Source organism: Jannaschia pagri (genome assembly GCF_019655435.1).
Classification (GTDB): Bacteria; Pseudomonadota; Alphaproteobacteria; order Rhodobacterales; family Rhodobacteraceae; genus Jannaschia; species Jannaschia pagri.
On record NZ_BPFH01000003.1, the window covers coordinates 142,539 to 168,231 of the forward strand.

The 25,693-nt window shown below is 64.5% G+C and carries 25 protein-coding genes and 1 riboswitch; of the genes, 13 read left to right on the plus strand and 12 right to left on the minus strand.

The window, feature by feature from the left end:
* Positions 1-34 precede the first annotated feature (34 nt).
* The 3 genes from K5R33_RS08960 to K5R33_RS08970 form a co-directional block, all read right to left on the minus strand.
* On the minus strand, positions 35-784 hold the full coding sequence (locus tag K5R33_RS08960; protein WP_255576273.1) for a hypothetical protein: 750 nt from the start codon (positions 782-784) through the stop codon (positions 35-37).
* A gap of 343 nt (positions 785-1,127) precedes the next feature.
* Positions 1,128-1,733: a 3-isopropylmalate dehydratase small subunit gene (gene leuD, locus K5R33_RS08965; RefSeq protein ID WP_220748691.1), complete on the minus strand. Its 606-nt coding sequence runs from the start codon at positions 1,731-1,733 to the stop codon at positions 1,128-1,130.
* A 27-nt stretch (positions 1,734-1,760) separates the two neighbouring features.
* Positions 1,761-2,582, minus strand: coding sequence for a DUF4198 domain-containing protein (locus tag K5R33_RS08970; protein WP_220748692.1), 822 nt, complete (start codon positions 2,580-2,582; stop codon positions 1,761-1,763).
* On the opposite strand from K5R33_RS08970, the gene K5R33_RS08975 reads away from it, so the two are divergent.
* The 5 genes from K5R33_RS08975 (at position 2,581) to K5R33_RS08995 (ending at position 8,709) form a co-directional block, all read left to right on the plus strand.
* Positions 2,581-3,753, plus strand: a complete 1,173-nt coding sequence (locus tag K5R33_RS08975; RefSeq protein WP_255576275.1) for a HupE/UreJ family protein — start codon at positions 2,581-2,583, stop codon at positions 3,751-3,753. The two genes, K5R33_RS08970 and K5R33_RS08975, sit on opposite strands and share 2 nt — an antisense overlap.
* Before the next feature lie 164 nt (positions 3,754-3,917).
* The gene (locus K5R33_RS08980; RefSeq protein ID WP_220749056.1) at positions 3,918-5,720 is read left to right on the plus strand and encodes an adenine deaminase; all 1,803 of its coding nucleotides are present in this window, start codon (positions 3,918-3,920) and stop codon (positions 5,718-5,720) included.
* On the plus strand, positions 5,717-7,198 hold the full coding sequence (locus tag K5R33_RS08985) for an AMP nucleosidase (protein WP_220748693.1): 1,482 nt from the start codon (positions 5,717-5,719) through the stop codon (positions 7,196-7,198). The genes K5R33_RS08980 and K5R33_RS08985 overlap by 4 nt, the downstream gene beginning before the upstream one ends.
* Before the next feature lie 123 nt (positions 7,199-7,321).
* The gene (locus K5R33_RS08990; RefSeq protein ID WP_220748694.1) at positions 7,322-7,612 is read left to right on the plus strand and encodes an HU family DNA-binding protein; all 291 of its coding nucleotides are present in this window, start codon (positions 7,322-7,324) and stop codon (positions 7,610-7,612) included.
* Between the two features lie 203 nt (positions 7,613-7,815).
* Positions 7,816-8,709: a DMT family transporter gene (locus K5R33_RS08995; protein WP_220748695.1), complete on the plus strand. Its 894-nt coding sequence runs from the start codon at positions 7,816-7,818 to the stop codon at positions 8,707-8,709.
* 103 nt (positions 8,710-8,812) lie between these two features.
* Here K5R33_RS08995 and aroC read toward each other — a convergent pair whose 3' ends face one another.
* The gene (gene aroC, locus K5R33_RS09000) at positions 8,813-9,916 is read right to left on the minus strand and encodes a chorismate synthase (protein ID WP_220748696.1); all 1,104 of its coding nucleotides are present in this window, start codon (positions 9,914-9,916) and stop codon (positions 8,813-8,815) included.
* Between the two features lie 111 nt (positions 9,917-10,027).
* On the opposite strand from aroC, the gene K5R33_RS09005 reads away from it, so the two are divergent.
* From K5R33_RS09005 to K5R33_RS09020, 4 genes are all read left to right on the plus strand, one after another.
* The gene (locus K5R33_RS09005) at positions 10,028-10,885 is read left to right on the plus strand and encodes an MBL fold metallo-hydrolase (protein WP_220748697.1); all 858 of its coding nucleotides are present in this window, start codon (positions 10,028-10,030) and stop codon (positions 10,883-10,885) included.
* A gap of 34 nt (positions 10,886-10,919) precedes the next feature.
* A riboswitch (TPP riboswitch) is annotated at positions 10,920-11,021 on the plus strand.
* Between the two features lie 29 nt (positions 11,022-11,050).
* Positions 11,051-12,025, plus strand: a complete 975-nt coding sequence (locus K5R33_RS09010) for a thiamine ABC transporter substrate-binding protein (protein ID WP_220748698.1) — start codon at positions 11,051-11,053, stop codon at positions 12,023-12,025.
* 12 nt (positions 12,026-12,037) lie between these two features.
* Positions 12,038-13,570 (plus strand): thiamine/thiamine pyrophosphate ABC transporter permease ThiP, encoded by a 1,533-nt coding sequence (locus tag K5R33_RS09015; protein ID WP_220748699.1) that lies wholly within the window; start codon positions 12,038-12,040, stop codon positions 13,568-13,570.
* Positions 13,563-14,255, plus strand: coding sequence for a thiamine ABC transporter ATP-binding protein (locus tag K5R33_RS09020; RefSeq protein ID WP_220748700.1), 693 nt, complete (start codon positions 13,563-13,565; stop codon positions 14,253-14,255). Before K5R33_RS09015 ends, K5R33_RS09020 begins: the two co-directional genes overlap by 8 nt.
* Here the strand turns inward: K5R33_RS09020 and tspO are convergent.
* The 3 genes from tspO to K5R33_RS09035 are packed head-to-tail and all read right to left on the minus strand — an operon-like array spanning position 14,247 to position 17,323.
* Complete coding sequence (gene tspO / locus K5R33_RS09025; protein ID WP_305067753.1) at positions 14,247-14,711, minus strand: tryptophan-rich sensory protein TspO; 465 nt, start codon at positions 14,709-14,711, stop codon at positions 14,247-14,249. The genes K5R33_RS09020 and tspO overlap by 9 nt on opposite strands.
* 9 nt (positions 14,712-14,720) lie before the next feature.
* Positions 14,721-15,746: a 15-cis-phytoene synthase gene (crtB, locus tag K5R33_RS09030; protein ID WP_220748701.1), complete on the minus strand. Its 1,026-nt coding sequence runs from the start codon at positions 15,744-15,746 to the stop codon at positions 14,721-14,723.
* Positions 15,743-17,323, minus strand: coding sequence for a phytoene desaturase (locus K5R33_RS09035; RefSeq protein ID WP_220748702.1), 1,581 nt, complete (start codon positions 17,321-17,323; stop codon positions 15,743-15,745). Before K5R33_RS09035 ends, crtB begins: the two co-directional genes overlap by 4 nt.
* A 107-nt stretch (positions 17,324-17,430) precedes the next feature.
* Between K5R33_RS09035 and crtA the strand changes: the two genes are divergently transcribed.
* From crtA to bchO, 4 genes are read left to right on the plus strand one after another with little or no spacing between them, the layout of a single operon-like run.
* Complete coding sequence (gene crtA, locus K5R33_RS09040) at positions 17,431-18,117, plus strand: spheroidene monooxygenase (RefSeq protein WP_308442982.1); 687 nt, start codon at positions 17,431-17,433, stop codon at positions 18,115-18,117.
* On the plus strand, positions 18,114-19,115 hold the full coding sequence (gene bchI / locus K5R33_RS09045; RefSeq protein ID WP_220748703.1) for a magnesium chelatase ATPase subunit I: 1,002 nt from the start codon (positions 18,114-18,116) through the stop codon (positions 19,113-19,115). Before crtA ends, bchI begins: the two co-directional genes overlap by 4 nt.
* The gene (locus K5R33_RS09050) at positions 19,112-20,740 is read left to right on the plus strand and encodes a magnesium chelatase subunit D (protein ID WP_220748704.1); all 1,629 of its coding nucleotides are present in this window, start codon (positions 19,112-19,114) and stop codon (positions 20,738-20,740) included. Before bchI ends, K5R33_RS09050 begins: the two co-directional genes overlap by 4 nt.
* Positions 20,737-21,627 carry an alpha/beta fold hydrolase BchO gene (gene bchO / locus K5R33_RS09055; RefSeq protein ID WP_220748705.1) on the plus strand — a complete coding sequence of 297 codons (891 nt, stop codon included), beginning with the start codon at positions 20,737-20,739 and terminating at the stop codon, positions 21,625-21,627. The genes K5R33_RS09050 and bchO overlap by 4 nt, the downstream gene beginning before the upstream one ends.
* Before the next feature lie 60 nt (positions 21,628-21,687).
* Here the strand turns inward: bchO and K5R33_RS09060 are convergent, their stop codons facing one another.
* From K5R33_RS09060 to K5R33_RS09080, 5 genes are all read right to left on the minus strand, one after another.
* Positions 21,688-22,155 carry a c-type cytochrome gene (locus tag K5R33_RS09060; protein ID WP_220748706.1) on the minus strand — a complete coding sequence of 156 codons (468 nt, stop codon included), beginning with the start codon at positions 22,153-22,155 and terminating at the stop codon, positions 21,688-21,690.
* Positions 22,156-22,262: 107 nt separating this feature from the next.
* Positions 22,263-23,477 carry a 5-aminolevulinate synthase gene (hemA, locus tag K5R33_RS09065; protein ID WP_220748707.1) on the minus strand — a complete coding sequence of 405 codons (1,215 nt, stop codon included), beginning with the start codon at positions 23,475-23,477 and terminating at the stop codon, positions 22,263-22,265.
* Positions 23,464-24,264: a putative photosynthetic complex assembly protein PuhE gene (gene puhE / locus K5R33_RS09070; RefSeq protein WP_220748708.1), complete on the minus strand. Its 801-nt coding sequence runs from the start codon at positions 24,262-24,264 to the stop codon at positions 23,464-23,466. The genes hemA and puhE overlap by 14 nt, the downstream gene beginning before the upstream one ends.
* The gene (acsF, locus tag K5R33_RS09075; RefSeq protein ID WP_220748709.1) at positions 24,264-25,385 is read right to left on the minus strand and encodes a magnesium-protoporphyrin IX monomethyl ester (oxidative) cyclase; all 1,122 of its coding nucleotides are present in this window, start codon (positions 25,383-25,385) and stop codon (positions 24,264-24,266) included. The genes puhE and acsF overlap by 1 nt, the downstream gene beginning before the upstream one ends.
* Positions 25,382-25,678 carry an O2-dependent cyclase accessory protein gene (locus K5R33_RS09080; protein ID WP_220748710.1) on the minus strand — a complete coding sequence of 99 codons (297 nt, stop codon included), beginning with the start codon at positions 25,676-25,678 and terminating at the stop codon, positions 25,382-25,384. Before K5R33_RS09080 ends, acsF begins: the two co-directional genes overlap by 4 nt.
* Positions 25,679-25,693 lie beyond the last annotated feature (15 nt).

The window sequence follows — 25,693 nt, forward strand, 5'->3', positions numbered from 1 at the left end:
AGTGCCGGCCCGGCGCCGAGACAGGCGCCCGCAATCAGGCCGGCAAAAAGGCAGGCACCTCGTCGCCAACCTCTTCGCCATAGCGACGGCGCTTGCGGGAGATCATCAGAGCCAAACGGCGCATAGCGATTCCACGCAGGAAGAGCGAGGCAGGCAAGAACGCCCATAGGGACATCGTCCAGACAAACAGCAGATCGCTTTCAAACATCGACACGCCATATGAGTGGGCGATGAAGTACGCGAAGGGTGGCGTCAGGTATGGCAGGGCGAGTCCTAACAAAATGTTAATGGTCCCGTCGCGATTGAGTCGCTTGACCACATCCGCCCCTGCGGTCGGGTCGAACGTCGGCAGGTTCACCCAAACGTTGAACCGGCCCGTTGGTGACGGCCAGTTCTTGAGCCGGATCATGATCGCAAAGACGGTCAGCCCCACGAGCGACACGAGATACGCGATGCCCGCAGCGATCCGCACCAACTGCGCCTGAACCACGGTCGTCCCTTCTGGCATCAGCCACAGGATCAGGCGCACAGGGCTAAAGGCGAAGTCGACCGACTGCCCCAAAAGCAGCCCAACTGCCTGGATGAGGCGGGCAAGGGCCGAGGGTGTTTCGATCCCGCGCATCGCCAACGCAATCAAGACGAGCGAGACCAACAAAACCCCGAACCGCACTCGGTTAAAAGGCGGCGCGTCCCGAAACTCGATCAGACCCGGATACACGGCGGCGTATTCGATAAGGACGAAGAGCGCTGCAAATATGGCAATCAGAACGATCGTGTCCGCCACCTGAGGAGAGATATCAGGGAGCAGGAGGGATGGCGCCAAGACCATCGCAACCATTAAAAGCGCACGAATGCACGCGCCAGGAAGCCGTGAAATCACTGCTCTACCGATCCTCGTTGGATGGAAACGATACGATGCCGTTCCCTTGTTCCATCGTTGTCCGCCCCGATTTTGTGGGGCGGCTGCCTCATTCTTGCCTTGAAGGTGCCTTGTTTAACTTCGACCTGCAAGTTCCTGTTTGAGAACAAAAAGGCATTGCTCAAATCACTGTGTTCAGAACGCATCAGGCCCCTCCGCTGATCAGCGAAAGGGCCTGTTTATCAAGGCGTTACGATTTGACGTTAACCTAAACCCAGGGACGCGCCTGGGACATGCCCGCCTCATAGGTATCGATGGACGCCGCCTTCTCCATGGTCAGACCGATGTCATCCAACCCGTTGAGCAGGCAGTGCTTCTTGAACGCATCGACCTCAAACCCATAGGTCGCGCCGTCGGCGCCGGTGACCGTCTGGTCCTCCAGATTGATCGTGATGCGCGCATTCTCGCCATTTTCCGCATCGGCCATCAGCGCGTCCACCTGATCCTGTGGCAAGACGATGGGCAGGATACCGTTCTTGAAACAGTTGTTATAGAAGATGTCCGCAAAGCTGGGCGCGATCACCGCGCGGATGCCGAAGTCCAGCAGGGCCCAAGGCGCATGTTCCCGCGAAGAGCCGCAGCCGAAGTTGTCGCCTGCCACGATGATCTGCGCCTCACGGTAGGCGGGCTTGTTCAGAACGAAATCCGGGATCTCGGAGCCATCATCGGCATACCGCATTTCGTCGAACAGGTTCACACCCAGGCCAGACCGTTTGATCGTCTTCAGGAACTGCTTGGGGATGATCATGTCCGTATCGACGTTGATCAGCGGCAGGGGGGCGGCGATGCCTGTGAGGGTCTCGAACTTGTCCATGGGGGCCTCCGGTCACGGTTGGCTCACTTACCCCTCGGGCACGGCAAAGGTCAACGCAGCCCAAAGGGTATACCAGACAGGATCGCCGTCTTCCTCCGGCTCCAGCGGCAATAAGGTGACTGAGTCGAGCAAGTAGGCGTGGCCCTCGGTAACAGGCAAAACCGCCCGTCCCTCCGCGTCCGCACGATACAGCGTGACCTCGACCGCGCCATCGGGCGCCTTGTCGAACACTTCGATCTGGGCATTTGCCTTGGGCGCCCCCTCGAACAGGATCTGAACGGGCAACCCCGCCGACAGGTCATCGGTGTAGGGATTGGCGCCGAGGACAAACTCCGTCCTCAGACCTTGGGCTACGTCGGCACCTTGGCCATCCCCCACGGCGATCAGCGATTTCGCGAACCGACGGTAGGCCTCTCGGAAGCCGGTTTCAGGCAGGCCTCGGTCAAGATGGCTATCTTGGGCAAAGGCCACGTCCTTATGGTCGGTGAACTTCACCCACTTCGCCCACTCTTTATAAGTCAGCCGTTGGTCCGCCGTCTCATGCAGGATCGTCAGCAACCCCTCCGACGGCGCATCCAAGGCCAAAGCTGGGTTATCGCCAAGGCGGGCGGGCACCGGCGCCACGACACCGCCGGAGACCATGTCAAAGCGTTTCGACCGCCCGGGGATCCAGCTCAACGAAGAGCCTTCGAAGGTCTCCCCGTTGCGAAAGCGCGCGATGACGCTGTCCCCCGTTGCCACGGTGTAATCCTCTGGCTCTATCCAGAACTCATGTGCTTGCGCGCCCAGGGCGAAGATGCACAGTGCAGCGGATAGACAAACGGATTGTACCGAAAAGAGGACAGACATGGCTCACATCCTGAAGTTTTGGGTCAGGGTGATCTTTGTGGCGCTGCTGTCAATGGGCGCGGCCTTCACGACCGCGGCACATGAGGTGGAACCAGCGGTCGCCGATGCCCAGGTCTCAGCGGATCGGGTCGATATTACCATCCGCATGGCTGTGGAGCCGATCCTGGCGGGCATCGACCTCGCCGGAGTCAGCGATGTGAACGATTCGCCCCTGTCCGGCCGTAACGATGCCCTGCGCGCCCTGCCGCCGGCCGAGTTGGCGACCGCCCTGACCGACGCATGGCCGCAAATCGCCCGCCGGATGACGCTGATGGCGGGGGAGACTGAGTTGATGCCGGAACTGACGGGTACGACGATCCCCGATGTCGGCAACCCGGAGCTGCGCCGTGACAGCACCCTGATCCTGACGGCGGCTCTGCCCGAGGATGGGACAGAGGTGGTCTTTGGCTGGGACGCTGGCCTAGGCAGCTTGATCCTGCGCCAAGTCGGGGAGGGGGCCACCTACGAAGTCTTTCTGACCGGCGGCGCGCTGTCCGACCCGATGCCGCGCATCGGAGTGGCGGATCAATCCCTGGGGGAGGTCGTGTCCCGCTACACGGTCTCTGGCTTTATCCATGTGATTCCGGACGGGTTGGATCATATCCTGTTCGTGCTGGGCCTCTACTTCTTCGCGCTGGCCCTGCGCCCCCTCGTTTGGCAAGTCACGGCCTTTACGGTCGCGCACACCCTGACCCTGGCGCTGGCCACGACGGGGGTGATTGCCATTCCCGACAATTGGATGTGGGCGGTAGAGACGGTCATCGCGGCCTCGATTGTCTATGTGGCGGTCGAAAACATCTGGGGCGGCGAAAAGACCGACATCGGATGGACTCGGATTGGCGTGGTGTTCCTCTTTGGTCTTGTCCACGGGCTGGGATTTGCCTCTGTCCTGTCGGAGTTTGGAGTGGGGTCGCACTTCGTCGCCTCCCTCGTGTCTTTCGCCATTGGTCTGGAGATCGGGCACCTGACGGTGATCGCCGTCGCCTTCCTGGTGCTGGGCCTCCCGTTCGGCCAGAGGTCCTTTTACCGCCGGGCCTGTGTCATTCCTGGATCGCTGTTGATTGCGGCGGTGGGAGCATATTGGGTTTTGAATCGGATCGGCCTGGTCGGTGACCTGCCGTATCTGACGTAAGTGGCGTGGTGCTTTGGATCACGGGATGACGGCCACCGGAGAGCAGACAGCCTGGCCGCCACAATCGGTGGCATCCACCTGCGACAGTGCCCGATTCCTTGCCTACGGCCCGGGGCAGCGGCCCCGTGGCTTGCGCCCGGGCGCAGCCCGTGACAGGCTTGCCCATGTCGCCTGAGACCCTGCCTTCTTGGCCCGAAGTTGCCCCTGATCTGATTGCTATCGCCGCTGGCCGTGCGCCTGCCGAGACCGTGATAACGGGCGGGCGCGTCGTCTTGGTTCATACGCGCGAAGTCCCCCCCTGGCAGATCGCCATTGCAAAGGGTCGATTTGCCTATGTGGGCCCGGATGCGAGCCATTGCATCGGCCCGGAGACGGCGGTGATCGACGTGGGCGGGCGGCATGTCATCCCGGGTCTTTGCGATGCCCATATGCATGTGGAATCGGGGATGCTGACCCCGGCGGAATTTGCCGCGGCCGTGATCCCACATGGCACCACGACGATGTTCACCGACCCCCACGAAATTGCCAACGTCCTGGGGCTGCCGGGCGTGCGGCTGATGCATGATGAGGCACGGGGTCTGCCGTGCAGCATGTTTGTCCAGATGCCGTCCTGCGCACCATCTGCGCCCGGCTTAGAAACGACAGGCCATGAGATTACGCCAGAGGACGTGGCCGAAGCCATGTCCTGGCCCGGCATCGTCGGGCTTGGTGAGATGATGAACTTTCCCGGCGTCGCAGCAGGGGACCCTAAGATGCTTGCCGAGATGGCGGCGACCGCTGCTGCCGGCAAGACAATCGGGGGGCACTATGCTTCGCCCGATTTGGGACCGGTGTTCCATGCCTACGCGGCGGGTGGCCCAGCGGATGACCACGAGGGCACCTGCGAGGCCGATGCCGTGGCCCGCGTCCGGCAGGGGATGCGCTCAATGATGCGGCTCGGCTCGGCCTGGTATGACGTCGAGACGCAGATCACCGCTGTGACGGAACGGGGGCTGGACCCCCGCAACTTCCTTCTGTGCACCGACGACTGCCATTCCGGCACCCTGGTGAGCGACGGGCATATGAACCGTGTCCTGCGCCATGCCATCGCCTGTGGCTGCGACCCGCTGGTGGCCCTGCAAATGTGCACGATCAACACCGCCACCCATTTCGGATTGGAGCGGGAGTTGGGCGCCATCGCCCCGGGCCGACGGGCCGATCTGATCGTGACCTCGGACCTGACCGCGCTGCCGATCGAGCGGGTCATGGCCTTGGGCCAATGGGTCGCTGAGGACGGTCGCCTGACCGTGCCCTGTCCCCATATCGGCTGGCCAGATACGGCGCGGCAGACGGTACACATGGCGCGTGATCTGATTGCGTCCGATTTTGATATTCCCGCGCCCGAGGGGGCTACCGAAGTCACCGCCCGTGTCATCGGAGTCGTGGAAAACCAGGCACCGACCAAGGCCCTGACGCGCCATCTGCCGGTGCGAGAAGGGCGCGTAGCAACCGACGAGCACCCCGATACATGCCAGATCGCCTTGGTCGAACGGCACCGTGCGACGGGTGGTGTGACGAACGCCTTCGTGTCGGGCTTCGGCTATGATCGGCCAATGGCCATGGCCTCCACCGTAGCCCATGACAGCCACCACATGATCGTTGTCGGCACGTGTCGCGATCATATGGCCATGGCAGCCAACCGTCTGCGAACCGTCGGTGGCGGCGTAACGCTTTTTGCCGATGGCACGGAGCAAGCCCTGGTCGAACTGCCCATCGCGGGACTGATGTCAGACCGTCCCGCCGCTGAGGTTGCCGCAAAGGCAGAGGCCTTGGGCCGCGCCATGGCTGCCGCTGGCTGCACCCTCAACAACGCCTACATGCAGCACTCCCTCCTGGCCCTGGTGGTGATTCCCGAACTGAGGATCAGCGATTTGGGCCTTGTGGATGTGACCACATTCGAACTCACCGACGTTATCGAGACCCCATGACCGATTTGACCCCCGTCTGCGCGCCAGACGAAACGCCCCACCGCTCCTTCACCGACGCCGCCGAGGCCGTGGCCGAACTGCGCCGCCTCTATGATGTCGCGACGGATTTCCTGCGCACCGCGTTCAGCACGGCCGTGGGCGGTGGCATTCCCGACTGCCGCTATCGCGCCTTCTACCCGGAGGTGCGGATCACCACCTCAACCTTCGCCCGCACCGACAGTCGGCTCAGCTTTGGCCACGTCGTCGAACCGGGGCGCTACACGGCGACGATCACACGGCCCGATCTGTTCCAAAACTATCTGACGTCGCAAATTGAGCTTCTGCTCAAGGCCCATGACGTGCCCGTCCATGTGGGGTGGTCCCAAACCCCGATCCCGGTCCATTTCGCCGTCCTGAACGACTCCGATCTGACCGTGCCGCAAGACGGTGTTCTGCCGTTTTTGATGCGCGATGTCTTCGATGTGCCGGACCTGAACACGACGAATGATTCGATCGTCAATGGCACGGGTTTCACGTTCGAGGACGGGTCCCAACCGCTGGCCCCCTTCACCGCGCAGCGGGTCGACTATTCCCTGGCCCGCCTGGCCCATTACACCGCCACGGATCCGGGCGATTTTCAGAACCATGTCCTGTTCACGAACTACCAATTTTACGTCGACGAATTCGAGGCCTATGCCCGCGAGGCCCTGCGCGACCCGACCTCGGGCTATACCGCCTTCGTCGGCCCCAACGGTCAGCGGATCACACCCGCGGACCCCGACGCCCCCATGGTCGACCCGCCCAAGATGCCACAGATGCCGACCTATCACCTGACGCGGGCGGGTGAGGCAGGCATCACCCTGGTCAACATCGGTGTCGGCCCCTCAAACGCCAAAACGGCCACAGACCACATCGCGGTGTTGCGCCCCCATGTGTGGTTGATGGTCGGCCACTGCGCGGGGCTTCGCAATTCCCAGTCGTTGGGCGATTTCGTCTTGGCCCATGCCTACCTGCGCGAAGACCACGTTCTGGACGATGACCTTCCGATTTGGGTGCCGATTCCCGCCCTAGCCGAAGTACAAGTCGCCCTGGAGGAGGCCGTGGCCGACGTCACACAACTCGAAGGCTATGAATTGAAACGGGTTATGCGCACGGGCACGGTCGCAACCATCGACAATCGCAACTGGGAATTGCGCGAACAGGCGGGCCCTGTGCAACGGCTCAGCCAATCGCGCGCCATTGCCCTGGATATGGAAAGCGCGACCATTGCGGCCAATGGATTTCGATTCCGCGTTCCCTACGGCACTTTACTTTGCGTAAGCGATAAACCGCTGCACGGAGAGCTCAAACTGCCGGGCATGGCCTCCGCGTTTTATAAGACGCAGGTCAGCCGACACTTGCAGATCGGTATCAAAGCCATGGAATCTCTCAGGGAAATGCCGCTGGCGCGTCTCCACTCCCGCAAGTTGCGCAGTTTTGAGGAAACCGCGTTCCTTTGAGGCATCGTCTCGTTAGATGAAACGGATAACGGGCATACAAGTTATTGTGACCTCTCACCATCATGGGCTAAGTTGCCAACAGCTTACACGAAACTTGCCGTGAATAAGAGGGAGAGCCGGAAGATGGCCCAAAAACCAATGACCAAAACGCAATTGGTCGCCGCCTTGGCCGACAAAATGGATGCCGACAAGAAGGTCGCGTCCGAGGCGCTGGACGCCATCGTCGCCGTCATCACCGAAGAGGTGTCGAACGGCGGCGCCGTCACGTTGCCCGGTGTCGGCAAGATCATGTGCCGCGAACGCCCCGAGCGTATGGTGCGCAACCCGGCCACCGGCGAACAGTTGAAGAAAGAGGCCGACAAGGTGGTCAAGATGACCATCGCCAAAGCCCTCAAGGATTCCGTCAACGCGTGATCGTTTGGGCGGACCCACTCACACCGCCCTAGATCATTGCATGACCAAAGGGACCGTTCCGATGGAGCGGTCCCTTTCACGTTATAGGCCCCAGGGCGCGCTCTCGGCCCTTGGACTGACCAACCAGTTTGGCGCAGGGCGCCTCGCCACTTGCGTCCGGCACGGGCTTGACCATGGTGGGCACGCTGGCACAGGGGGCGACAATGGACATGCGCGCGGCGATCTACGGGCTGGCCTTTGCGCTCATGTGGTCCTCTGCCTTCACATCGGCGCGGATCATCGTCGCCGAGGCCCCGCCCATCCTGTCCCTGTCCCTGCGGTTCGCGATCTCTGGCGGGCTGGGTGTCGCGCTTGCCTATGCCATGCGCCAACGGATGCGCCTAACAGGGTCCCAATGGCGCGCCGTCGCCGTCTTCGGCGTATGCCAAAACGCCCTCTATCTCGGCCTCAACTTCGTTGCCATGCAGTGGATCGAAGCCTCCCTCGCTGCGATCATCGCCTCATGCTTGCCGCTGCTGGTGGCGCTGGCCAATTGGCTCGTCTTTCGGGAGGGGACGCGCCTTTGGGGCATCGCAGGCCTCATGGCCGGCGCGCTGGGTGTCCTCCTGATAATGGGAACACGGGTACAAGGGGGCGCGGATCCCCTTGGAATCGTCTTCTGCGCCCTTGGCGTCATCGCCTTGACCCTGGCCACACTCTCGGTGCGCGGCGCCTCCGGGGGCGGAAACCTGATGATGGTTGTGGGTCTGCAAATGCTGGTTGGATCGGCGGCCCTGCTGCCCGTCGGTTTGGCGTTTGAGACATGGGATGTCACCTGGACGCCCCGGCTCATTGCCGCCCTTACCTATACTACGCTCATTCCCGGCCTTGCCGCCACTTGGATTTGGTTTCTCCTGGTGGCCCGCATCGGCGCGACGCCTGCGGCCACATTCCACTTCCTGAACCCGATCTTTGGCGTCGTCATCGCCTGGGCGCTCTTGGGCGAGCGCTTGGCCCCCTTGGACCTCTTGGGCGTTATCATCGTCACCTTTGGCATCCTCGCGGTCCAACTCAGCAAAATGCAGTCGAGCCCCGGACAAGGCCAAGCACGACCCTAGCCAGCCCCTTCCATCACGGGTCCGAAATACTCCAAAGAGCGCGAGAAACAGCGTGTCTCGCCGCGCCGGATGGGGCTCGATGCCCCATGCGGCGCGCCTGCCCCTAGCCGATCCGCCCGCCGGCCGCGCCAACCTGGCCACGGTGCAACAGCAGATGGTCTAGGACGACACAGGCCATCATCGCCTCCGCTACCGGGACGGCGCGGATGCCGACGCAGGGGTCATGGCGCCCCTTTGTGATGATGGTGGTGTCCTCGCCGGACTTGGTGATCGTCTGCCGTTCCGACAGGATCGAAGAGGTCGGCTTGACGGCAAAGCGGACCACAACGTCCTGCCCCGTGCTGATCCCACCCAAGATGCCGCCCGCGTGGTTGGACGAATAGACCGGCCCATCAGGCCCCATGGAAATCTCATCGGCGTTATCGCGCCCGGTCAGGCGCGCGGCGTTCATCCCCTCGCCAATTTCCACACCCTTCACGGCGTTGATCGACATCATCGCCGCCGCAAGATCCGTGTCCAGCTTGCCGTAGATCGGGGCTCCCAGACCAGCGGGCACCCCGCGCGCCACGCATTCGATCACCGCCCCGACGGAGTTATGGTCGTCCTTGCGCAGCCAATCCAGGTGGTCTGCGAACTCCTGCGCAGCGACCGCGTCCGGGCACCAGAAATCGTTGCGCCCGATCTCGTTCCAGTCGAACCGGCTGCGGTCGATGTCCAAGGGCCCCATGCCGACCATGTAGCCCGTGATTGACACATCCGGCGCAATGGCCGCCAGGGCCGCCCGCGCTACGCCACCCGCTGCGACCCGTGCCGCCGTCTCCCTGGCCGACGACCGTCCACCACCACGGTAGTCGCGCACGCCGTACTTTTGCCAATAGGTGATATCGGCGTGGCCTGGCCGAAACTTCTCGGCAATATCGCCGTAGTCCTTGGACCGCTGGTCGGTGTTGCGGATCATCAGTTGGATCGGCGTGCCCGTGCTGACGCCCTCGAAGACACCCGACAGGATCTCGACCGCATCGGGTTCCTTGCGCTGCGTGGTGTGCTTGGACTGCCCCGGTTTGCGCTTATCCAGCCAGACCTGCAGGTCTTCGGCCCGGATCGAAACCCCCGGCGGGCACCCATCAACCGTCGCGCCCAAGGCGGGGCCGTGGCTTTCACCCCAGGTGGTGACGCGGAACAGGTGACCGAAGGTGTTCAGGGACATGGGCGCTCTCCTCCCCCGCCCGATAGCCAGCGCGCGGCCCGCCCGCAAGCGGGGCGCGGCAGATTGCCTGACCCCGGTGGCTCTGGCACCAAGACCCGACAGGAGCATGCGATGACCGACACAGATCATGTCGCCCTATTGGGCACCAAGGGCGGTCCGGCGATCCGACCTGGCTCTGCCATGCCCACAAGCAGCCTTGTGACCCTGGAGGGTCAGCGCATCGTTGTGGACTGTGGGCTGGGCGTCTCGCGGGGCCTCTGCGATCAGGGCATGGCACTGGCCGATCTGACAACGATCTTCGTCACACATCTGCACTCCGACCACTACCTGGAGCTTGGGCCCCTGCTGCACACGGCCTGGACGGCAGGGCTGCGCACCCACGTCACGGTCTGGGGGCCACCGGGGTTGGACCGTTATTGGAAGGGCTTCCTGGCCTCCCTGGCCGATGACATCGACCTGCGCATCGCGGACGAGGGACGGCCCGATCTGCGGGGTTTGGTCACCATCCATCCCCTAGAGGCCGGTATGGTGACGCATATCGGCCCCATCGAGGTGCGCGCCCTGCGTGTGGATCATCCACCCCTGACAGATTGCTTTGCGCTGTCTTTCGCCGGGCGCAAGCGCGTCGTCTTTTCCGCCGACACCGCTCCCTTTCCGCCCCTCGCTGATTTTGCCCGGGGCGCAGACCTGTTGATCCATGAGGCGATGCTGCCCCAAGCGGTGCAGGCGCTGGTGGCCCGCGTGGGCAACGGAGACGGGCGGCTGCTGCGCCATATCGAACGCTCCCACACGGCGGCAGAGGATGCGGCGAGGATTGCGACGCTGGCAGGCGTGCACGCCCTGGCCTTGCACCATTTGCTGCCTTCGGACGACCCCAACTTCGGCCCCGAGGATTGGACGGCGGCGGTTGCGCCCCATTGGTCAGGACCGCTCTATCTGGGGCGTGACGGGCTCCGCATTCCGCTGTGACGACTGGACGGGCTGCCGGGCCTCGCCTATCCTCGGCACCACCTCGGGGTGCCCGCACCAGGGCTGAGACGCAATCGGCGAACCCGTTGAACCTGACCCGGTTAAGACCGGCGGAGGGAAGGTGCGATGTCCTCACCCCACCCCGTCCGGCCCATGGAGAGAGACATGAAAACGACCCTCATCCCGGCCCTGATCCTGACAGCCTCTGCCGCATCGGCAGAGCCGTTGACCATCTATGCGCCCGACTACTTCGGATCCGAATGGGGACCCGGCCCAGCGATCAAGACAGCGTTCGAGGCCCATTGCGCCTGCGAAATTGAGTACGTCACAGGCGACCTGCTGCCCCGCCTGCGCCTGGAGGGCGAGCGGACCCGCGCCGACGTCATGATCGGTCTGAACACCGACGACGCAGAACGGGCGCGCCAAACCGGTCTATTCGCGGACCATGGTGTAGACACCCGCGATCTGACCATGCCGATTGAGTGGACGGACACCACCTTTGTGCCGTTCAACTGGGGGCAGACGGCCTTCATGTACGACACCGCGCGGGTCGAGACGCCACCGACGTCTTTCGCAGCGCTGCTGGAAGCCCCCGACGACCTGCGCATCGTGATCCAGGACCCGCGGACCAGTGTCTCGGGCCTCGCGCTGGCGCTGTGGATGTATGCCGTCTTCGGAGAGGAGACCGAGGACGCTTGGGCCAAGCTGGCCCCCAAGATCACCACGGTCACCCGAGGCTGGTCCGAATCCTATGGCATGTTCACCGAGGGCGAGGCTGACATGGTTCTCAGCTACGTCACATCGGAAGCCTACCACATCATCGCCGAAGAGGACCTGACCAAGAAGGCCGCCATCTTCGACGAAGGGCATTACGTCATGGTCGAGACAGCCGCCAAACTGGCCGGAAGCGATCAACCCGACCTGGCCCAATCTTTCCTCGATTTCGTCCTAACCGAAGCGTTCCAGTCCATCATCCCAGAAGGCAATTGGTCCATGCCCGCGAAACTGCCAGCCGACCAACTGCCCGAGGGCTTTGCCCTGCTGGGCAAACCGGAAAAGGCCATCATCTACCCGGCGCCCGAGGCGGAGGCCCTGCGCGAGACCGTCGTCGCCGCCTTTGAGGCAGGCTTGGCCCGATAGGCCCCGACCGCCATGACCCTTGGGGTTCGGATCGGGGTTGCCGTGGCAAGCGTGGTGGCCGCCGCGCTTGTGGTGCCCCTGGGCGCGGTCGCCTGGCGCGCGGACGGATGGGATGGCCTGCGTCCCTCCGATTGGGGCGCCCTGCGGTTCACCCTAGGGCAAGCGATGGTCTCAGCGGCGCTTTCGGTCCTGCTGGCAGTGCCCGTGGCCCGCGCGCTCGCACGACGGCGGTTCGCCGGGCGGGGTGCGGTCATCCTGCTGCTCGGGGCGCCCTTCATCCTGCCGGTTATCGTCGCAGTCCTGGGGCTCGTGGCGGTGTTCGGGCGGTCGGGACCGGTGAACACCTTGCTGACAGCCGTGGGGCTGGAGCCGGTATCGATCTATGGCGCACATGGGGTCGTATTGGCCCATGTGTTCTTCAACATGCCCCTGGCCACGCGCCTCATTGTCCAAGGGTGGCAAGCCATCCCGGGCGAACGACTGCGCCTCGCCGCCTCGCTCGGCTTCACGACGCGCGATACCTTTCGCCTGCTGGAATGGCCCATGCTGCGGGCGGTCGTGCCGGGCGTCTTCCTGGTGATCTTTCTGATCTGCACCACGTCCTTTGCGGTGGCCCTCGCCTTGGGCGGCGGCCCCAATGCCACAACCGTGGAATTGGCCATCTATGAGGCGTTTCGCTTCGATTTCGACCTGGGCCGCGCCGCGATGTTGGGGGCCTTGCAGTTGATCCTAGGGGCCACGGCGGCGGTGCTGTCCCTGCGCCTGGCATTGCCGTCTGGCTTTGGCGCGGGACAAGATCGTGTGGTGCCCCGGTGGGATTCCCAAGGGTGGGCGGTGCGCATGCAGGACAGTGTCGCCATCGGGCTTGCCTGTGCCTTCCTTCTGCTGCCCGTGGCGATCGTTTTGGGCGACGGGATCGGCCATGTGACGACGCTGCCAGCTGCTGTCTGGTGGGGCGCGCTGCGGTCTTTGGTCATCGCCGTGGCAGCCGCCTTGCTGACCACCAGCCTCGCCCTGGCCATGGCCATCGCCGCCACCCGCCCCCACGGCGGTTGGATCGAGGTAGCGGGCACGCTGTCAGTCGCAGCGTCGCCTTTGGTTCTGGGGACGGGGCTGTTCCTGCTTGTCCTGCCGGTGGCGAACCCCGTTGTCCTGGCCTTGCCGGTGACGCTGTTCGTCAATGTGGTCCTGGGCTTGCCCTTTGCGCTGCGGGCGCTGATCCCGGCGATGCGTGACCTGATACGGGACTATGATCGCCTGTCGGCCTCGCTGAACCTCTCGGGCTGGGCGTGGCTGCGGCTGGTGGGCTTGCCGCGCCTGCGGCGACCTCTGGGCTTCGCCGCTGGGCTGACCGCAGCCCTCGCAGCGGGGGACCTGGGCGTTATCGCGCTCTTTGCCTCACCGGATCAGGCGACCCTGCCGCTGGTGCTGTATCAACTCATGGGATCTTACCGAATGGACGAGGCCAAGGCCGCCGCACTGCTGTTGATTGCCCTATCCCTTGGGGTGTTCTGGCTGTTTGAACGGGGGAGCCGCGATGCTTGAACTCCGCGCCCTCCGCGTCGACCTAGGCGCATTCCATGTCTCGGCGGACCTGAGCCTGACCACAGGCGGAATCACGGCGATCATGGGGGCCAGCGGGTCGGGGAAATCCACAATTCTGTCTGCCATCGCGGGGTTCGTGCCGCCGAGCGCCGGACAGATCCGCATCGACGGCGCCGATGTCACGGCCCTGGCACCAGGGGCGCGGCCCCTCTCGGTTCTGTTCCAAGACAACAACCTGTTCCCGCACCTGACCGTGGCGCAGAACGTGGGACTGGGCCTCGATCCCGGATTGCGCCTGACACCGCAACATAGGGAGGCGCGGGATGTGGTGCTGACGCGCGTGGGTCTCGACGGGATGGGGGATCGTCTGCCGCGGGATCTGTCGGGCGGTCAGCAGAGCCGTGTCGCATTGGCCCGCGCCCTCCTGCGGCGGCGTCCCTGGTTGCTGTTGGATGAGCCGTTCTCCGCCCTGGGCCCTGCATTGCGCCAGGATATGTTGGCCCTGTTGCGCGAAACGACACGAGATGAGGGGCTGTCCGTCCTGATGGTCACCCACGATCCGGGGGATGCCCGGTCCATCGCGGATTCGGTTTGTATGCTTGCCGACGGCGTCCTCGCCCCGCCTGCTGAGACGCAAGAGCTATTTGCGAACCCGACCGAAGTGCTGCGCAGCTATCTAGGCTGACGCGGACTGCGGATTGCGGGTGACAATCGACAGGTTGAGCGCCCCGGCGATGGTGACCCAGATGAGGTAGGGCGACAGCAACCAGAACGCGAGGCGGTCCAGCGGCCAAAGGGCCGCCAACAAACCCGCGACCGCAAGCCACAGGCACACGATAATCACCAGGGCCGCCCGCAGTCGTTTCAACCCGAAGAAGACCGGGGTCCATAGGGTATTGAGCGCGATCTGGAGAGCCCAGAACGCCATCGCCATGGCGGCCCCGTCTAGCGGGGCGACACGCGCCCCCGCAAAGGCCAGGGCCAGGTACAGATAGCTCCAGGCGACGGGAAAGGCCCAATCGGGGGGCGTCCACGTTGGTTTGGACAGGGTGCGATACCAAGCATCGGGCGGGAACATCGATCCCGTGGCCCCAGCGGCCGTGCAGGCCCCGAGAAAGATGACGAATAGCATCCAATCCATGGGCAGGAGTTAGGACGCGCTCCGCCTCCGTCCAGTTGCGGCGTCTTGGGCGGCAAGTTGCGAAAAGACGCCAAGCAACTCATCGCTCCAGCCTTCGCGCGCGGGCCGGGGATCGGCGGCGGCCGACACCAGAAAAGCGACCTCCGCCAGGGGACGGGCATGGAGCACAGGAGACCGCGGCACCAGAGAGACAGCCGCCGATTGCACCAGGCTTCGGCCCAGCCACCCCAGCTTTTGCGTCTTGGTCGTGTGCGCCCGTCGCGTGATGCTGTCATAGCCCGCGCGACGGATCTCGGTGCCGATCCCATCGTAGACGTGGCGCGCTGCAAAAATGCCGGGCCGTGCCGCCAAGGGCAGCGCGCGCACGCCTGCCTCAGCCCTGTGATAAAGACGGCGGGCTTCCTCAAGCAGTTGCTGCACCATGCGACGGATCTGGGGCGAGGGATGCGGATCGCTCAGGAACGCCTCGGGCATGATATGCACGTCATCCAGCCAATCGGTCGGCAGGTACAGCCGACCGGCGCGCGCATCCTCACCGACGTCGCGGGCGATGTTGGTCAGCTGCATGGCCACGCCCAGGTCACAGGCCCGTGCCAGGGCATCGGCATCACGCACGCGCATCAGCACGCACATCATCGCCCCCACGGCACTGGCCACGCGGGCGGAATACGCCCTGAGGTCAGACAGGCTAGCATAGGTCCGGCCCTGGGCATCCCAGGCCAGCCCTTCCAACAAAGCCTCCGGCAACGCGCGGGGCATATCATAGGTCTCGATCACGCGGGCGAAGGCGCGGTCTGCGGGGCTGTTGGCGGGACGTCCCGCAAAGGCCAAATCCAGCCGGTCGCGGAGAGCCAGGACGGCTGGCCCCTTGTCCGCCACCTCGTCCACGGCATCATCGGCCAACCGGCAAAAGGCATAGAGCGCCAGCGCCGGATCCCGGACCGAAGCAGGCAGCAGCCGGGACGCGGCGTGGAAAGAATGAGACCCCGTGCGGATCGCCTCACGGCAATGGGCCATGTCCGACGCGGCGGTCATTCGGCGGCCTGCGCGGGGCTGCCGGTGGTGATCGCGACAGAATCGGGCGTCCGCGCACCAACCGGCGGCACCACCTGCTCCAACACTTCGGCCGAGGCGACGACTCCCGGCAGCCCCGCACCCGGATGGGTGCCCGCGCCGACCAAGAACAGACCCGGCACCTCTTCGGAGACGTTATGCGGACGGAACCAAGCCGATTGAAGGATCCGAGGCTCCACCGAGAACCCAGCCCCGTGGAGCGACAGGTACCGATCGCGGAAATCCTCGGGCGTGAGACACATGCTGGCCGAGATGTGCTGGCCCAAACCGGGCATGACGGTCCGTTCCAACTGATCCTGCACCTTCTGGCGATAACGCTCCGCCTCTTGGGCCCAATTGATCGGCGACCGGTGCCCCAGGTGCGGCACGGGCGACAGCGCATAAAAGGTATCGTCCCCGCGGGGCGCGACCGTCGGATCGGTCAGCGACGGGCGGTGGATATACAGGCTCATGTCCTCGGCCAGATGCCCCCGGCGGAAGATATCGCGCAGCAGCCCCTCATACCGGGGACCCGATTGAATGGTGTGGTGGCCCAGGTCTGGCCACATGCCCCGCGTGCCCTTGGTGCCGAAGTACCAGACGAACAGCCCCATGGACCACCGCGTCCGGTTCAGCTTCGCCTGCGTCCACCGCTTGCGCCGCTGTTTGCGCATCAGATGACTGTAGGTGTGGCCCGCATCGGCATTGGAGACGACGATATCGGCGGCAACGGTCTCTCCGCCGGACAGGACCACGCCATTCACGCGCCCCGTCTCATCCTGGCTGACACAATCGACTTGGGTACCGAGGCGCAGGGTTCCGCCCTGTTGGGTCACCACATCGGCCATGGCTTGGGCCATCGCGCCCACGCCGCCCATGGCGTAATGCACGCCCTGGGTCTTCTCCAGGTGGCTGACCAGGGCATACATGGAGGTCACACGCGACGGGTCCCCCCCGATAAACAGCGGGTGGAACGACAGCGCCATGCGCAGGCGTTCATCCTTGACCCGTTTTCGCGCCAACCCCAGGATCGAGCGATCCGCCCGCAGCATGGCAAATTCCGGCAGAACGCGGAGTGTCTCCCAAAGTTTGTGCATGGGTTTGGTCAACATTCCTTCGTAGCCGACCACGTATCGCCGCTCCGCATCGTCTAGGAACTTACGCCATCCGTCCACGTCACCGGGCGACAGGCGGGCGATCTCCGCCTCCATGTCGGCGTCCTTGGCGCGCGCGTCCAGGTGCGACCCATCGGGCCAACGGATCGTGTAGAAGGGGTCGAGCGCGCGGAGCGTCACCGCCGAATCGAAGTCCCGCCCGCAATCGGCAAAGAGTTTGCGAAACACCTCGGGCGCGGTGACAATCGTCGGACCCAAATCGAATCGGTGCCCATGGGACGTGATCGAGGTGGCGCGCCCACCGGGTATATCGAGACGATCCAGGACGGTAACACGCCACCCACGGGCCCCAAGGCGCATGGCAGCGGCCAATCCGCCAAGGCCCGCACCGATGACAACGGCGTGGGACGACGCGGGCGGGTCAAAGGACTGATGTCGGGTCATGCGGCTCGCTATTGGCTTGAGTGTCCACTTCGGTTTACAGTATTCTTGTAAGTAACGCCAACACTTGATTGTGGCGACCGACGACCGAGGGCCAGACCATCCAAACCGTGACCCTGACGCTGTATCGTTTCGGCCCCGTTCGGGACCGTCTCTGGGCCTTTTCCCAGATGGCCTTCGCGCGACGGGCCATGGCGCGGTTGCCCGGATGTTCGTTCTGGAAACTGATGGGGTCGGGTACCGGCGAAGGGTTCACCCCCGTGCCCAACACCGGGGTCTATGCCATTCTCTGCGCGTGGACGGATCGCTCTGCTGCGGAGCACGGCCTGACCGCGCCGGTCTTTCGCCGGTATAGGCACCACGCGACCGAGGTCTGCACGCTCCACCTGACACCGGTGTCGGCACGGGGGCAGTGGTCGGGGACCAGTCCCTTCAGACCCTTGTCGGGCGCGAGCGAGGGTCCCATCGCGGCCCTCACGCGGGCCACGGTCCGCCCCCGGAATGCCCTGCGATTTTGGCGCAGGGTGCCAGATATCAGTCGGCGGATCGGCGCCAATTCGGACGTGCGGCTGAAGATCGGGGTCGGAGAGGTCCCGTTTCTGCACCAGGTCACCTTTTCGATCTGGCCCGATACCGACTCCATGGCACGCTTTGCCCGAACATCAGGCCCTCATGCCGCCGCGATCCAAGCCGTGCGCGACGGCGATTGGTTCGCCGAAGAACTCTACGCCCGCTTTTCCGTGGCCGAGGCCACCGGCCAGTGGCAGGGACGCCCCGCGACCGAGGTATTGCAATGACCGCTTTTCCGTTCACGGCCATCGTCGGCCAGGATGAGATGAAGACCGCCATGGTGCTGACGGCCGTGGACCCGGGCATTGGCGGGGTGCTTGTGTTTGGCGACCGGGGGACGGGCAAGTCCACGGCCGTGCGCGCGCTATCCGCTCTGCTGCCGCCGTTGGAGATGGTCGCAGGTTGCCCGGTCAATTCCGCCCGGGCCGAGGATGTGCCCGATTGGGCCGATGTGCCATCCCCGCAGGTCATCCAGGCGCCAACCCCCGTCGTCGATCTGCCCCTCGGCGTGACCGAGGATCGGGTGACCGGCGCGCTGGACATCGAACGCGCCCTGACCCGGGGCGAAAAGGCCTTTGAGCCGGGACTGCTGGCGCGAGCCAATCGCGGGTATCTCTACATCGACGAAATCAACCTGCTGGAAGATCACATCGTCGACCTTCTGTTGGATGTCGCGCAATCAGGCGAGAACGTGGTGGAGCGTGAGGGGCTGTCGATCCGGCACCCGGCCCGCTTCGTGCTCGTCGGCTCCGGCAACCCAGAGGAAGGGGAGCTTCGCCCCCAATTGTTGGATCGCTTCGGCTTATCGGTCGAGGTCGCATCCCCCCAAACCATCGAAGACCGGGTGGCCGTGATCCGCAGGCGGGATGCCTTCGACCGGGACCGCGCGGCCTTCCTGGCCAGCTGCTCTGTGGAGGAGGCAGACCTGCGCGACCGGATTGTCGCGGGTCGGCAGCGGCTGGCCACCACGGAGTCGAGCGACGCGGCTCTGCGCGATTGCGCAGCGCTCTGTATTGCGCTCGGCTCCGATGGATTGCGCGGTGAGTTGACCTTGCTGCGCGCGGCCCGGGCATTGGCCGCGTTCGAGGGCGACGGCGAAGTCACCCGCGATCACCTGCGCCGCGTGGCCCCCATGGCCCTGCGCCACCGCCTACGCCGCGACCCCCTGGACGAGGCTGGCAGTTCCACGCGCGTGGTCCGCACCGTCGAGGACGTCCTGGCGTGAGCGCCGAGCGATGGGCACAGGCGGTGCGCACCGCACGGTGCCTGGCGCTCGATCCAACCGGGCTGGGCGGTCTGCACCTGCGCGCGCGGGCTGGCGACGCGCGGACGGCGTTCTTGGCGCTCCTGACGGATCGGCTGCCAGCGGCTGCGCGCCTGCATCCAGACATGGGGGACGACGCGCTGTTCGGTGGTCTCGACCTGGCTGAGACGCTGGCCCATGGCCGCCCCGTTCAGCGTGCAGGCCTGATTGACCGGCACAAGTTGCTGGTCTTGCCCATGGCGGAGCGCACGACGCCGGGCCTTGCCGCGCGGTTGGGCCAAGTCCTGGACGGGGGTGATCGGAGTTTGATTGCCTTGGACGAGGGGGCGGAGCCTGACGAAAGGCTGCCGCCGGCCTTGGTGGACCGCATGGGTCTCTTTCTGGATCTCGACGGATTGCGCGCCGCCGATCTGCCGGATCTCTCGCCCTTACCGGATGGACCCGCACTTTCCTCAAACGATTTGCGCGGTCAGGTCGTGGCACTGACACTGGCGCTCGGCATTGCCTCCCAACGGCGAGGCATGTTCACCCTACGGTTGGCCCAGACCTCCGCCTCCATAGACGGGCGGGCGGAGGTTTCAGAGGCCGATCTGGCGTTCGCCATACAGGTTGCCCTGCTGCCCCATGCGACCCAGATGCCACCCGCCCCGCCCGAGGAGGCGGCGGAGACGCCTGACGACGCACCGCCCCCTGACGAGCAAGATGGCCCACCCAAGGATCAGCCGCTGCCAGATGGTGACATCCTGCTAGAGGCGGCTTTGGCCAGCCTTCCGCCCGACCTTCTGTCCCAATTGGCCCAAGGCGCGGTCCCGCGGGCAACGGGCACGGGGGCCGGCGCCACGCGCAAGGGCAATCGCCGCGGACGCCCGCTGCCCCCCCGCGCCGGACGTCTGGACGGGCGCGCGCGGCTTGACCTTGTGGCGACCCTCCGCGCTGCCGCACCTTGGCAACGGCTGCGCGGCGGGGGGCCTGGACAGCCGGTCCAAGTCCGCGCCAGCGACATCCGGTTGAAACGCTATGAGACCCGCTCGGACCGCCTGTTGATCTTTGCCGTGGATGCCTCCGGCTCCGCAGCCTTCGCCCGCCTGGCCGAGGTCAAAGGCGCGGTGGAGCTTTTGCTGGCCGAGGCCTATGCGCGCCGGGACCATGTGGCATTGATTGCCTTCCGAGGAACCGCAGCGGACCTGCTGCTCCCCCCCACCCGTAGCCTTTTGCGCACCAAGAAGGAGTTGTCCGGCCTGCCGGGCGGTGGGGGCACGCCCCTGGCCGCGGGCCTGCGCCAGTCGGCAGAGCTAGCGCATCAGGCCCGAGGCCGTGGCATGGACCCAGCGGTGATCGTGCTGACCGACGGACGCCCGAACATCACCCTCGCCGGAGAGGCCGCGCGCGGGACAGCGACCGCAGAGGCCACGACGATGGCGCGCACACTCCGGGCTGCGCAGGTGCCCGGGCTGTTGATCGATGCAGGCAACCGGCCCACACCGGCCTTGGCAACCCTGGCCGCAGAGATGGGCGCACCCTGCGTTCCCCTGCCCCGCGCCGACGCCGAAAAGATGCGCCGCACGGTGGCCCAGGCCCTGGCATGAGGCCACCGCCGCCCGACGACTGGCCCTTTGCCGCCCAAAGCCAGATCATAGAGGCACGCCCTCACCGCTGGCACGTCCAACAACTGGGCGCAGGCCCTGACCTGGTCCTGCTCCATGGCGCAGGCGCATCGACCCACAGTTGGCGCGCGCTGGCGCCTTTGCTGGCCGATGGGTATCGCATCACCATGCTGGACCTGCCGGGGCACGGCTTTACCCGGTCAGACAACCGGAGCCGTGCGGGCCTTGATCCCATGGCCGAGGACGTCGCGCGGCTGCTGCACGCTCTCGCCATTTCGCCAGCCGCCTACCTGGGCCATTCCGCTGGCGCCACCGTGGCTCTGCGGCTCGCGCTGGACGGGGCGCGGCCCACGCCGGTCCTCTCGATCAACGGCGCCTTTCAGATGTTTGAGGGGATCGCGGGCTTTCTCTTTCCCCTCATGGCAAAGGCCCTGGCATTCAACCCCTTGACGGTCCCGCTTTTTACGGCGGGAAGCTCCCTCCCCCGCACGCGGCGGATGCTGGCGGGCACAGGCAGCACCATTGAGGACGCGGGCCTGCGCCAATACCACGCGCTGATTTCGGATCGCGAGCACGTGGCCGGCGCCTTGGCCATGATGGCGAATTGGTCGCTGGACCGGCTGATCCGCGATGCGCCTGGACTGGATGCACCCGCCCTATTGGTCGTGGGGGCGAACGATCGGACGGTTCCCACCCGTGTCAGCCGAGACATGGCGGATCGCCTGCAGCAGGCGACCCTGACGGAGCTTCCCGGAGTTGGCCACCTGTTGCACGAGGAAGCCGCGCATCGGGCGGCGGAGGTCTGCCTGACCTTTCTGGACACAGCGCTGAGGGTCGATGGGACTGCTCAAAAGAAAACCCCCGGGTAACACCGGGGGTTTTGATCTGCGTTCTTACCGTGCCTTTCGCCCGGCCTCAAACGGCCTCCCTCAGGAGTCGCCCTCGATCTCGCTGAACTGGGCCAGGAAGGCATAGAGGTTGATCGCGTCCTCTTCCTTGCGGACCTTGTAGGACATCTTGGAGCGACCGCTTGCGCCCGAGACCTCTTGCAGGTGGGCGGTCGGATCCTGGACGTAGGCCACGAAGTTGGCTTCGTCGTAGATCATGCCTGCCTCACCGGCGGCCATGGTCAGGTCGGAATAGCGGAAGCCTTCGACGGCGCCGGACAGGCGACCAACGATGCCATAGAGGTTGGGGCCGGTCTTGGCGGCACGACCGGCAAGGACCTCACCATCGGGGTCCTGGACGACGTGGCAGGACTGGCACTGGCGGAAGGCACGCTCGCCCGCGTCAACGTCGCCAGTGGCGGTCAGATCGACGGCATGTCCATCGGCCAAGGCGGGTGCGGCCGACAGGGCAGCAAAGGCGGCTGCGGCAAGTGTGAAGGTACGAAGCATCGGGTCTCTCTCCCTTAGAGGTGTTCCAACTCCGAACCTAGACCAACATGGGTCTAGGTCCAACCGCAACTCACGTCGATGTTAAACGTTCCGGGCCGCGCCGGGGCTTAGGCGGTTTGCCGGGCGATAGCGCACTGCTTCCACAGGGTTTTCAGCGCCTGAACCAGATGCTCGATATCCTCATCGGAATGGCGCGGACCGGGCGTGAAGCGCAACCGCTCCGTCCCCTTGGGAACGGTCGGATAGTTGATCGGCTGCACGTAAATCCCGAACATATCCATCAGGTAATCGGACAGCATCCGGCACTTGACCGGGTCCTTGATCATCACCGGGATGATATGGCTGGGGTTGTCGATATGGGGGATCCCTTCGGCATCCAGGCGGGCGCGCAGGCGGGCGACCTGGGCGCGCTGCTCGGCGCGCTCCACACCGCTGGTCTTCAGGTGCCGGATCGACGTGGTGGCCGCGGCCGCAACCGACGGCGGAAGCGCCGTGGTAAAGATGAAGCCCGAGGCAAAACTGCGGATGAAATCGCACAGCGCAGCGGAGCCGGTGATATACCCACCAAAGACACCGAAGGCCTTGCCCAAGGTCCCCTCGATCAGGGTGATGCGGTCCATCAGCCCCTCTTGCTCGGCGACGCCGCCACCGCGCGCGCCGTACATGCCAACGGCATGGACCTCGTCGAGATAGGTCATGGCGCCATGCTTATCGGCCACGTCGCAGATTTCTTTGATGGGGGCGATGTCGCCATCCATGGAATAGACCGACTCAAAGGCCACAATCTTGGTCGCATTGGCAGGCAGGGCGGCCAGCTTCCGGTCCAGATCTTCGACGTCGTTGTGCTTCCAGATGACCTTTTGCGCCTTGGAATGGCGAATGCCTTCGATCATCGAGGCGTGGTTCAAACTATCCGACAGGATCACCGCATTGGGCAGCCGCGCGCCCAGCGTGCTGAGCGCGGCCCAGTTCGACACATAACCCGAAGTGAACAGCAGGGCGCTTTCCTTGCCGTGCAGATCGGCCAGCTCGGCCTCTAGTTCCAGGTGGTGATGGTTCGTGCCGCTGATGTTGCGCGTGCCACCGGCCCCGGTACCGCATTCCCGGGCGGTGCGGGCCATGGCCTCGACCACATCGGGGTGCTGCCCCATCCCGAGGTAGTCGTTGGAGCACCAGACGGTGACGTCCCGCATCTCTCCCTCGTGGTGGTTCTTGGCGCGGGGGTGCTGACCACATTCCCGCGTCAGGTCGGCGAAATAGCGGTAGTTGCCCTCCGCCTTGAGCGCATCGAGTTGTTCCTCGAACAGTTTATCGAATGGCATCGGGCCCCTCCTCCAACAGTCTCTCGTTTTGCGGCAGCATCCACCGCCATAGCTTTTCGTCGGGCAAGCGCACGACCATGAACCAGTGTTCCAACAACGCCAGCGCGGTCAGCGCGGCTAACAGAGCGAATCCCACCGCCTCGGGTGCGGTCTCGGCATGGGCCACCCTCTCCATCCAGCAGGCGGTGGCAAACGACAAGAGCGTGACCGACGTCGGGAACAGCCAATTGATCCGCGCCTCGCGGAAATGGCTGGGCAGGTGGTCGAGGGCGCGGGGGATGAACTCCGTATTCACCTTGCGCACGCCCAGATAGAGGTTGAGCTTGGCGCTGATCCGGGCCGCGTAAAGCACCCCGAACGTCCACAGCGCAAAGCGGTTCACGGCCCCGTGGCTGGCGATGGCCAGCGCGATCAAGGCGGCGGTCAACGTCATCTCGTGATAGGCCACAGTGCCCCAGGCGCGAATGAACCGCTCCCACTCGGGGACATTGGCGCGGGCGCGCATCCGGTTTGGACCGGTGATGACGCCCGTCAGAAAGGCCAACTCGATCCAGCCCCAAATCGCCAGGGCCGACACGAACCCCACATAGGTCGCGCCCAGGCCAGCGTCCGCCATGGACACCCAGGCCCCGACGCACCCGAGCACCATCAGAGGCAACATGCCCAGGACGGCCCACATGGGCGCCTGCACGCTGTCCGCACGGCGCACCACAACCAGGATCACCCCGGTGGAGAACCACCAGGCGAACAGGGCCACAAGGCCGGCGATCCAGGGTGAGGCGAACATCAGTAGGCAGGCTCCAACCGGGTTTGGGTGGGCACATCATGCCGTTTGACCGGGATCGTATATAGCGAGACAAAAGCCGCAGCGGCCCGCAGCGATCCGCTGGCCTTACCCAACAGACGGCTGAGACCGGTCTTCTTTTCAGCCAGGGCCAGATCGGCGTTGGCCTTTTGCAACCGCTTCAAGGTCGGCATCCAGCGGGGATGGTCGATGTCGAGCGTGATCGGAAAGACCTGCTTGGAGATTTCAGAGGTCTTTTCGAACACGGATTGCGCGTACCAATCCGGGTCCACACCCAGGGCCTTGTGGAAGGCGGGGCGCTGGTGGTCACGGACGTACATCGTGCCGTAGACCGCTGTTAGGAAGAACTTGATCCACCAGACGTTCCGACCGCTTGTCAGCTTCGGGTCGGTCTTCATCAGCAAGGCGAAGGCTTCGCCATGGCTGAACTCGTCGTTGCACCACTCTTTGAACCATTTGAAAATCGGGTGGAATCGATGTTCCGGATGCGCCTCCAGGTGACGAAAGATCGTGATGTAGCGCGCGTAGCCGATTTTTTCCGAAAGGTAAGTGGCGTAGTAGATGAACTTGGGCCGGAAGTAGGTGTATTTCTTTTTCTGCGTAAGGAATCCCAGATTCACGGCAATACCTGCCTCACGCAGGGCATCATTGATAAAGCCCGCGTGTCGCGCTTCGTCCCGCGCCATCAGTTGAAATAGCGTGGTGATGTCCTCGTTCGAGCCCCGGCGCTTCATTTCTTTGTACAGAACGCAGCCCGAGAACTCGGCCGTGCAGGACGAGATCAGAAAATCGATGAACTCCCGCTTGAGCGCCGGGTCCATGCCGTCCCAGTCGATGTGATCCCAGTCTTCGTTCTTTTTGAAGTGCCCCCGGTTCGGGTCCGCTTTCATCTGGCCGATCAAGGTGTCCCAGTCTTCGCGCACGGGGCTGACATCGATGGCATCCATCTCATCGAAATCGGTGGTATAGAACCGCGGCGTCAGGAGTGTGTTCGACATGGCGACGCGGGTGGCGCTTTCGCTGTCGACGACCTGTTGGTTATCGGCGGCCAGCGCCTCTTCGACGGTGGTGGCATCGGCGGAGTGATTGGTTTGGACGTTCATGCCAAGACCTCCTCGGAGAAGCTGAACTCACACAGTTCCATGAATTCCAAATCACCGGTGGCGCGGGTCCACATGCGCTCCAACCCACTGGCGCGGGTGATGACGGCTGTGCGCTCCTCCGAGACGACCTCGCCGTAGGGGGCCATGATCTCGGCGCCCTGCACCTCGACCGTGTCACCGGGATGAACCACCGCCCCGTTGTTGAAGCGCACATGCGCCGACAACTCTTCGAACCGGTGCGAGATCGTCACCGTGCAGGGCGCTTCCTCGCGTGTTCTCGTCAGAAATCCCATGGGTCGTTCTCCCGT

Excerpts from the sequence above, each read along its gene's own strand:
- K5R33_RS08995 (WP_220748695.1), top strand. The coding sequence starts at position 7,816 with ATGGACATGCGCGCGGCGATCTACGGGCTGGCCTTTGCGCTCATGTGG.
- K5R33_RS09060 (WP_220748706.1), bottom strand. The coding sequence starts at position 22,155 with ATGCTTCGTACCTTCACACTTGCCGCAGCCGCCTTTGCTGCCCTGTCG.
- K5R33_RS08990 (WP_220748694.1), top strand. The coding sequence starts at position 7,322 with ATGGCCCAAAAACCAATGACCAAAACGCAATTGGTCGCCGCCTTGGCC.
- bchO (WP_220748705.1), top strand. The coding sequence starts at position 20,737 with ATGAGGCCACCGCCGCCCGACGACTGGCCCTTTGCCGCCCAAAGCCAG.
- crtB (WP_220748701.1), bottom strand. The coding sequence starts at position 15,746 with ATGACCGCCGCGTCGGACATGGCCCATTGCCGTGAGGCGATCCGCACG.
- K5R33_RS09020 (WP_220748700.1), top strand. The coding sequence starts at position 13,563 with ATGCTTGAACTCCGCGCCCTCCGCGTCGACCTAGGCGCATTCCATGTC.
- K5R33_RS08975 (WP_255576275.1), top strand. The coding sequence starts at position 2,581 with ATGGCTCACATCCTGAAGTTTTGGGTCAGGGTGATCTTTGTGGCGCTG.
- hemA (WP_220748707.1), bottom strand. The coding sequence starts at position 23,477 with ATGCCATTCGATAAACTGTTCGAGGAACAACTCGATGCGCTCAAGGCG.
- acsF (WP_220748709.1), bottom strand. The coding sequence starts at position 25,385 with ATGAACGTCCAAACCAATCACTCCGCCGATGCCACCACCGTCGAAGAG.
- bchI (WP_220748703.1), top strand. The coding sequence starts at position 18,114 with ATGACCGCTTTTCCGTTCACGGCCATCGTCGGCCAGGATGAGATGAAG.
- leuD (WP_220748691.1), bottom strand. The coding sequence starts at position 1,733 with ATGGACAAGTTCGAGACCCTCACAGGCATCGCCGCCCCCCTGCCGCTG.
- K5R33_RS09035 (WP_220748702.1), bottom strand. The coding sequence starts at position 17,323 with ATGACCCGACATCAGTCCTTTGACCCGCCCGCGTCGTCCCACGCCGTT.
- puhE (WP_220748708.1), bottom strand. The coding sequence starts at position 24,264 with ATGTTCGCCTCACCCTGGATCGCCGGCCTTGTGGCCCTGTTCGCCTGG.
- tspO (WP_305067753.1), bottom strand. The coding sequence starts at position 14,711 with ATGGATTGGATGCTATTCGTCATCTTTCTCGGGGCCTGCACGGCCGCT.
- K5R33_RS08980 (WP_220749056.1), top strand. The coding sequence starts at position 3,918 with ATGTCGCCTGAGACCCTGCCTTCTTGGCCCGAAGTTGCCCCTGATCTG.
- K5R33_RS09010 (WP_220748698.1), top strand. The coding sequence starts at position 11,051 with ATGAAAACGACCCTCATCCCGGCCCTGATCCTGACAGCCTCTGCCGCA.
- K5R33_RS08985 (WP_220748693.1), top strand. The coding sequence starts at position 5,717 with ATGACCGATTTGACCCCCGTCTGCGCGCCAGACGAAACGCCCCACCGC.
- K5R33_RS09005 (WP_220748697.1), top strand. The coding sequence starts at position 10,028 with ATGACCGACACAGATCATGTCGCCCTATTGGGCACCAAGGGCGGTCCG.
- K5R33_RS08970 (WP_220748692.1), bottom strand. The coding sequence starts at position 2,582 with ATGTCTGTCCTCTTTTCGGTACAATCCGTTTGTCTATCCGCTGCACTG.
- aroC (WP_220748696.1), bottom strand. The coding sequence starts at position 9,916 with ATGTCCCTGAACACCTTCGGTCACCTGTTCCGCGTCACCACCTGGGGT.
- K5R33_RS09080 (WP_220748710.1), bottom strand. The coding sequence starts at position 25,678 with ATGGGATTTCTGACGAGAACACGCGAGGAAGCGCCCTGCACGGTGACG.
- K5R33_RS09015 (WP_220748699.1), top strand. The coding sequence starts at position 12,038 with ATGACCCTTGGGGTTCGGATCGGGGTTGCCGTGGCAAGCGTGGTGGCC.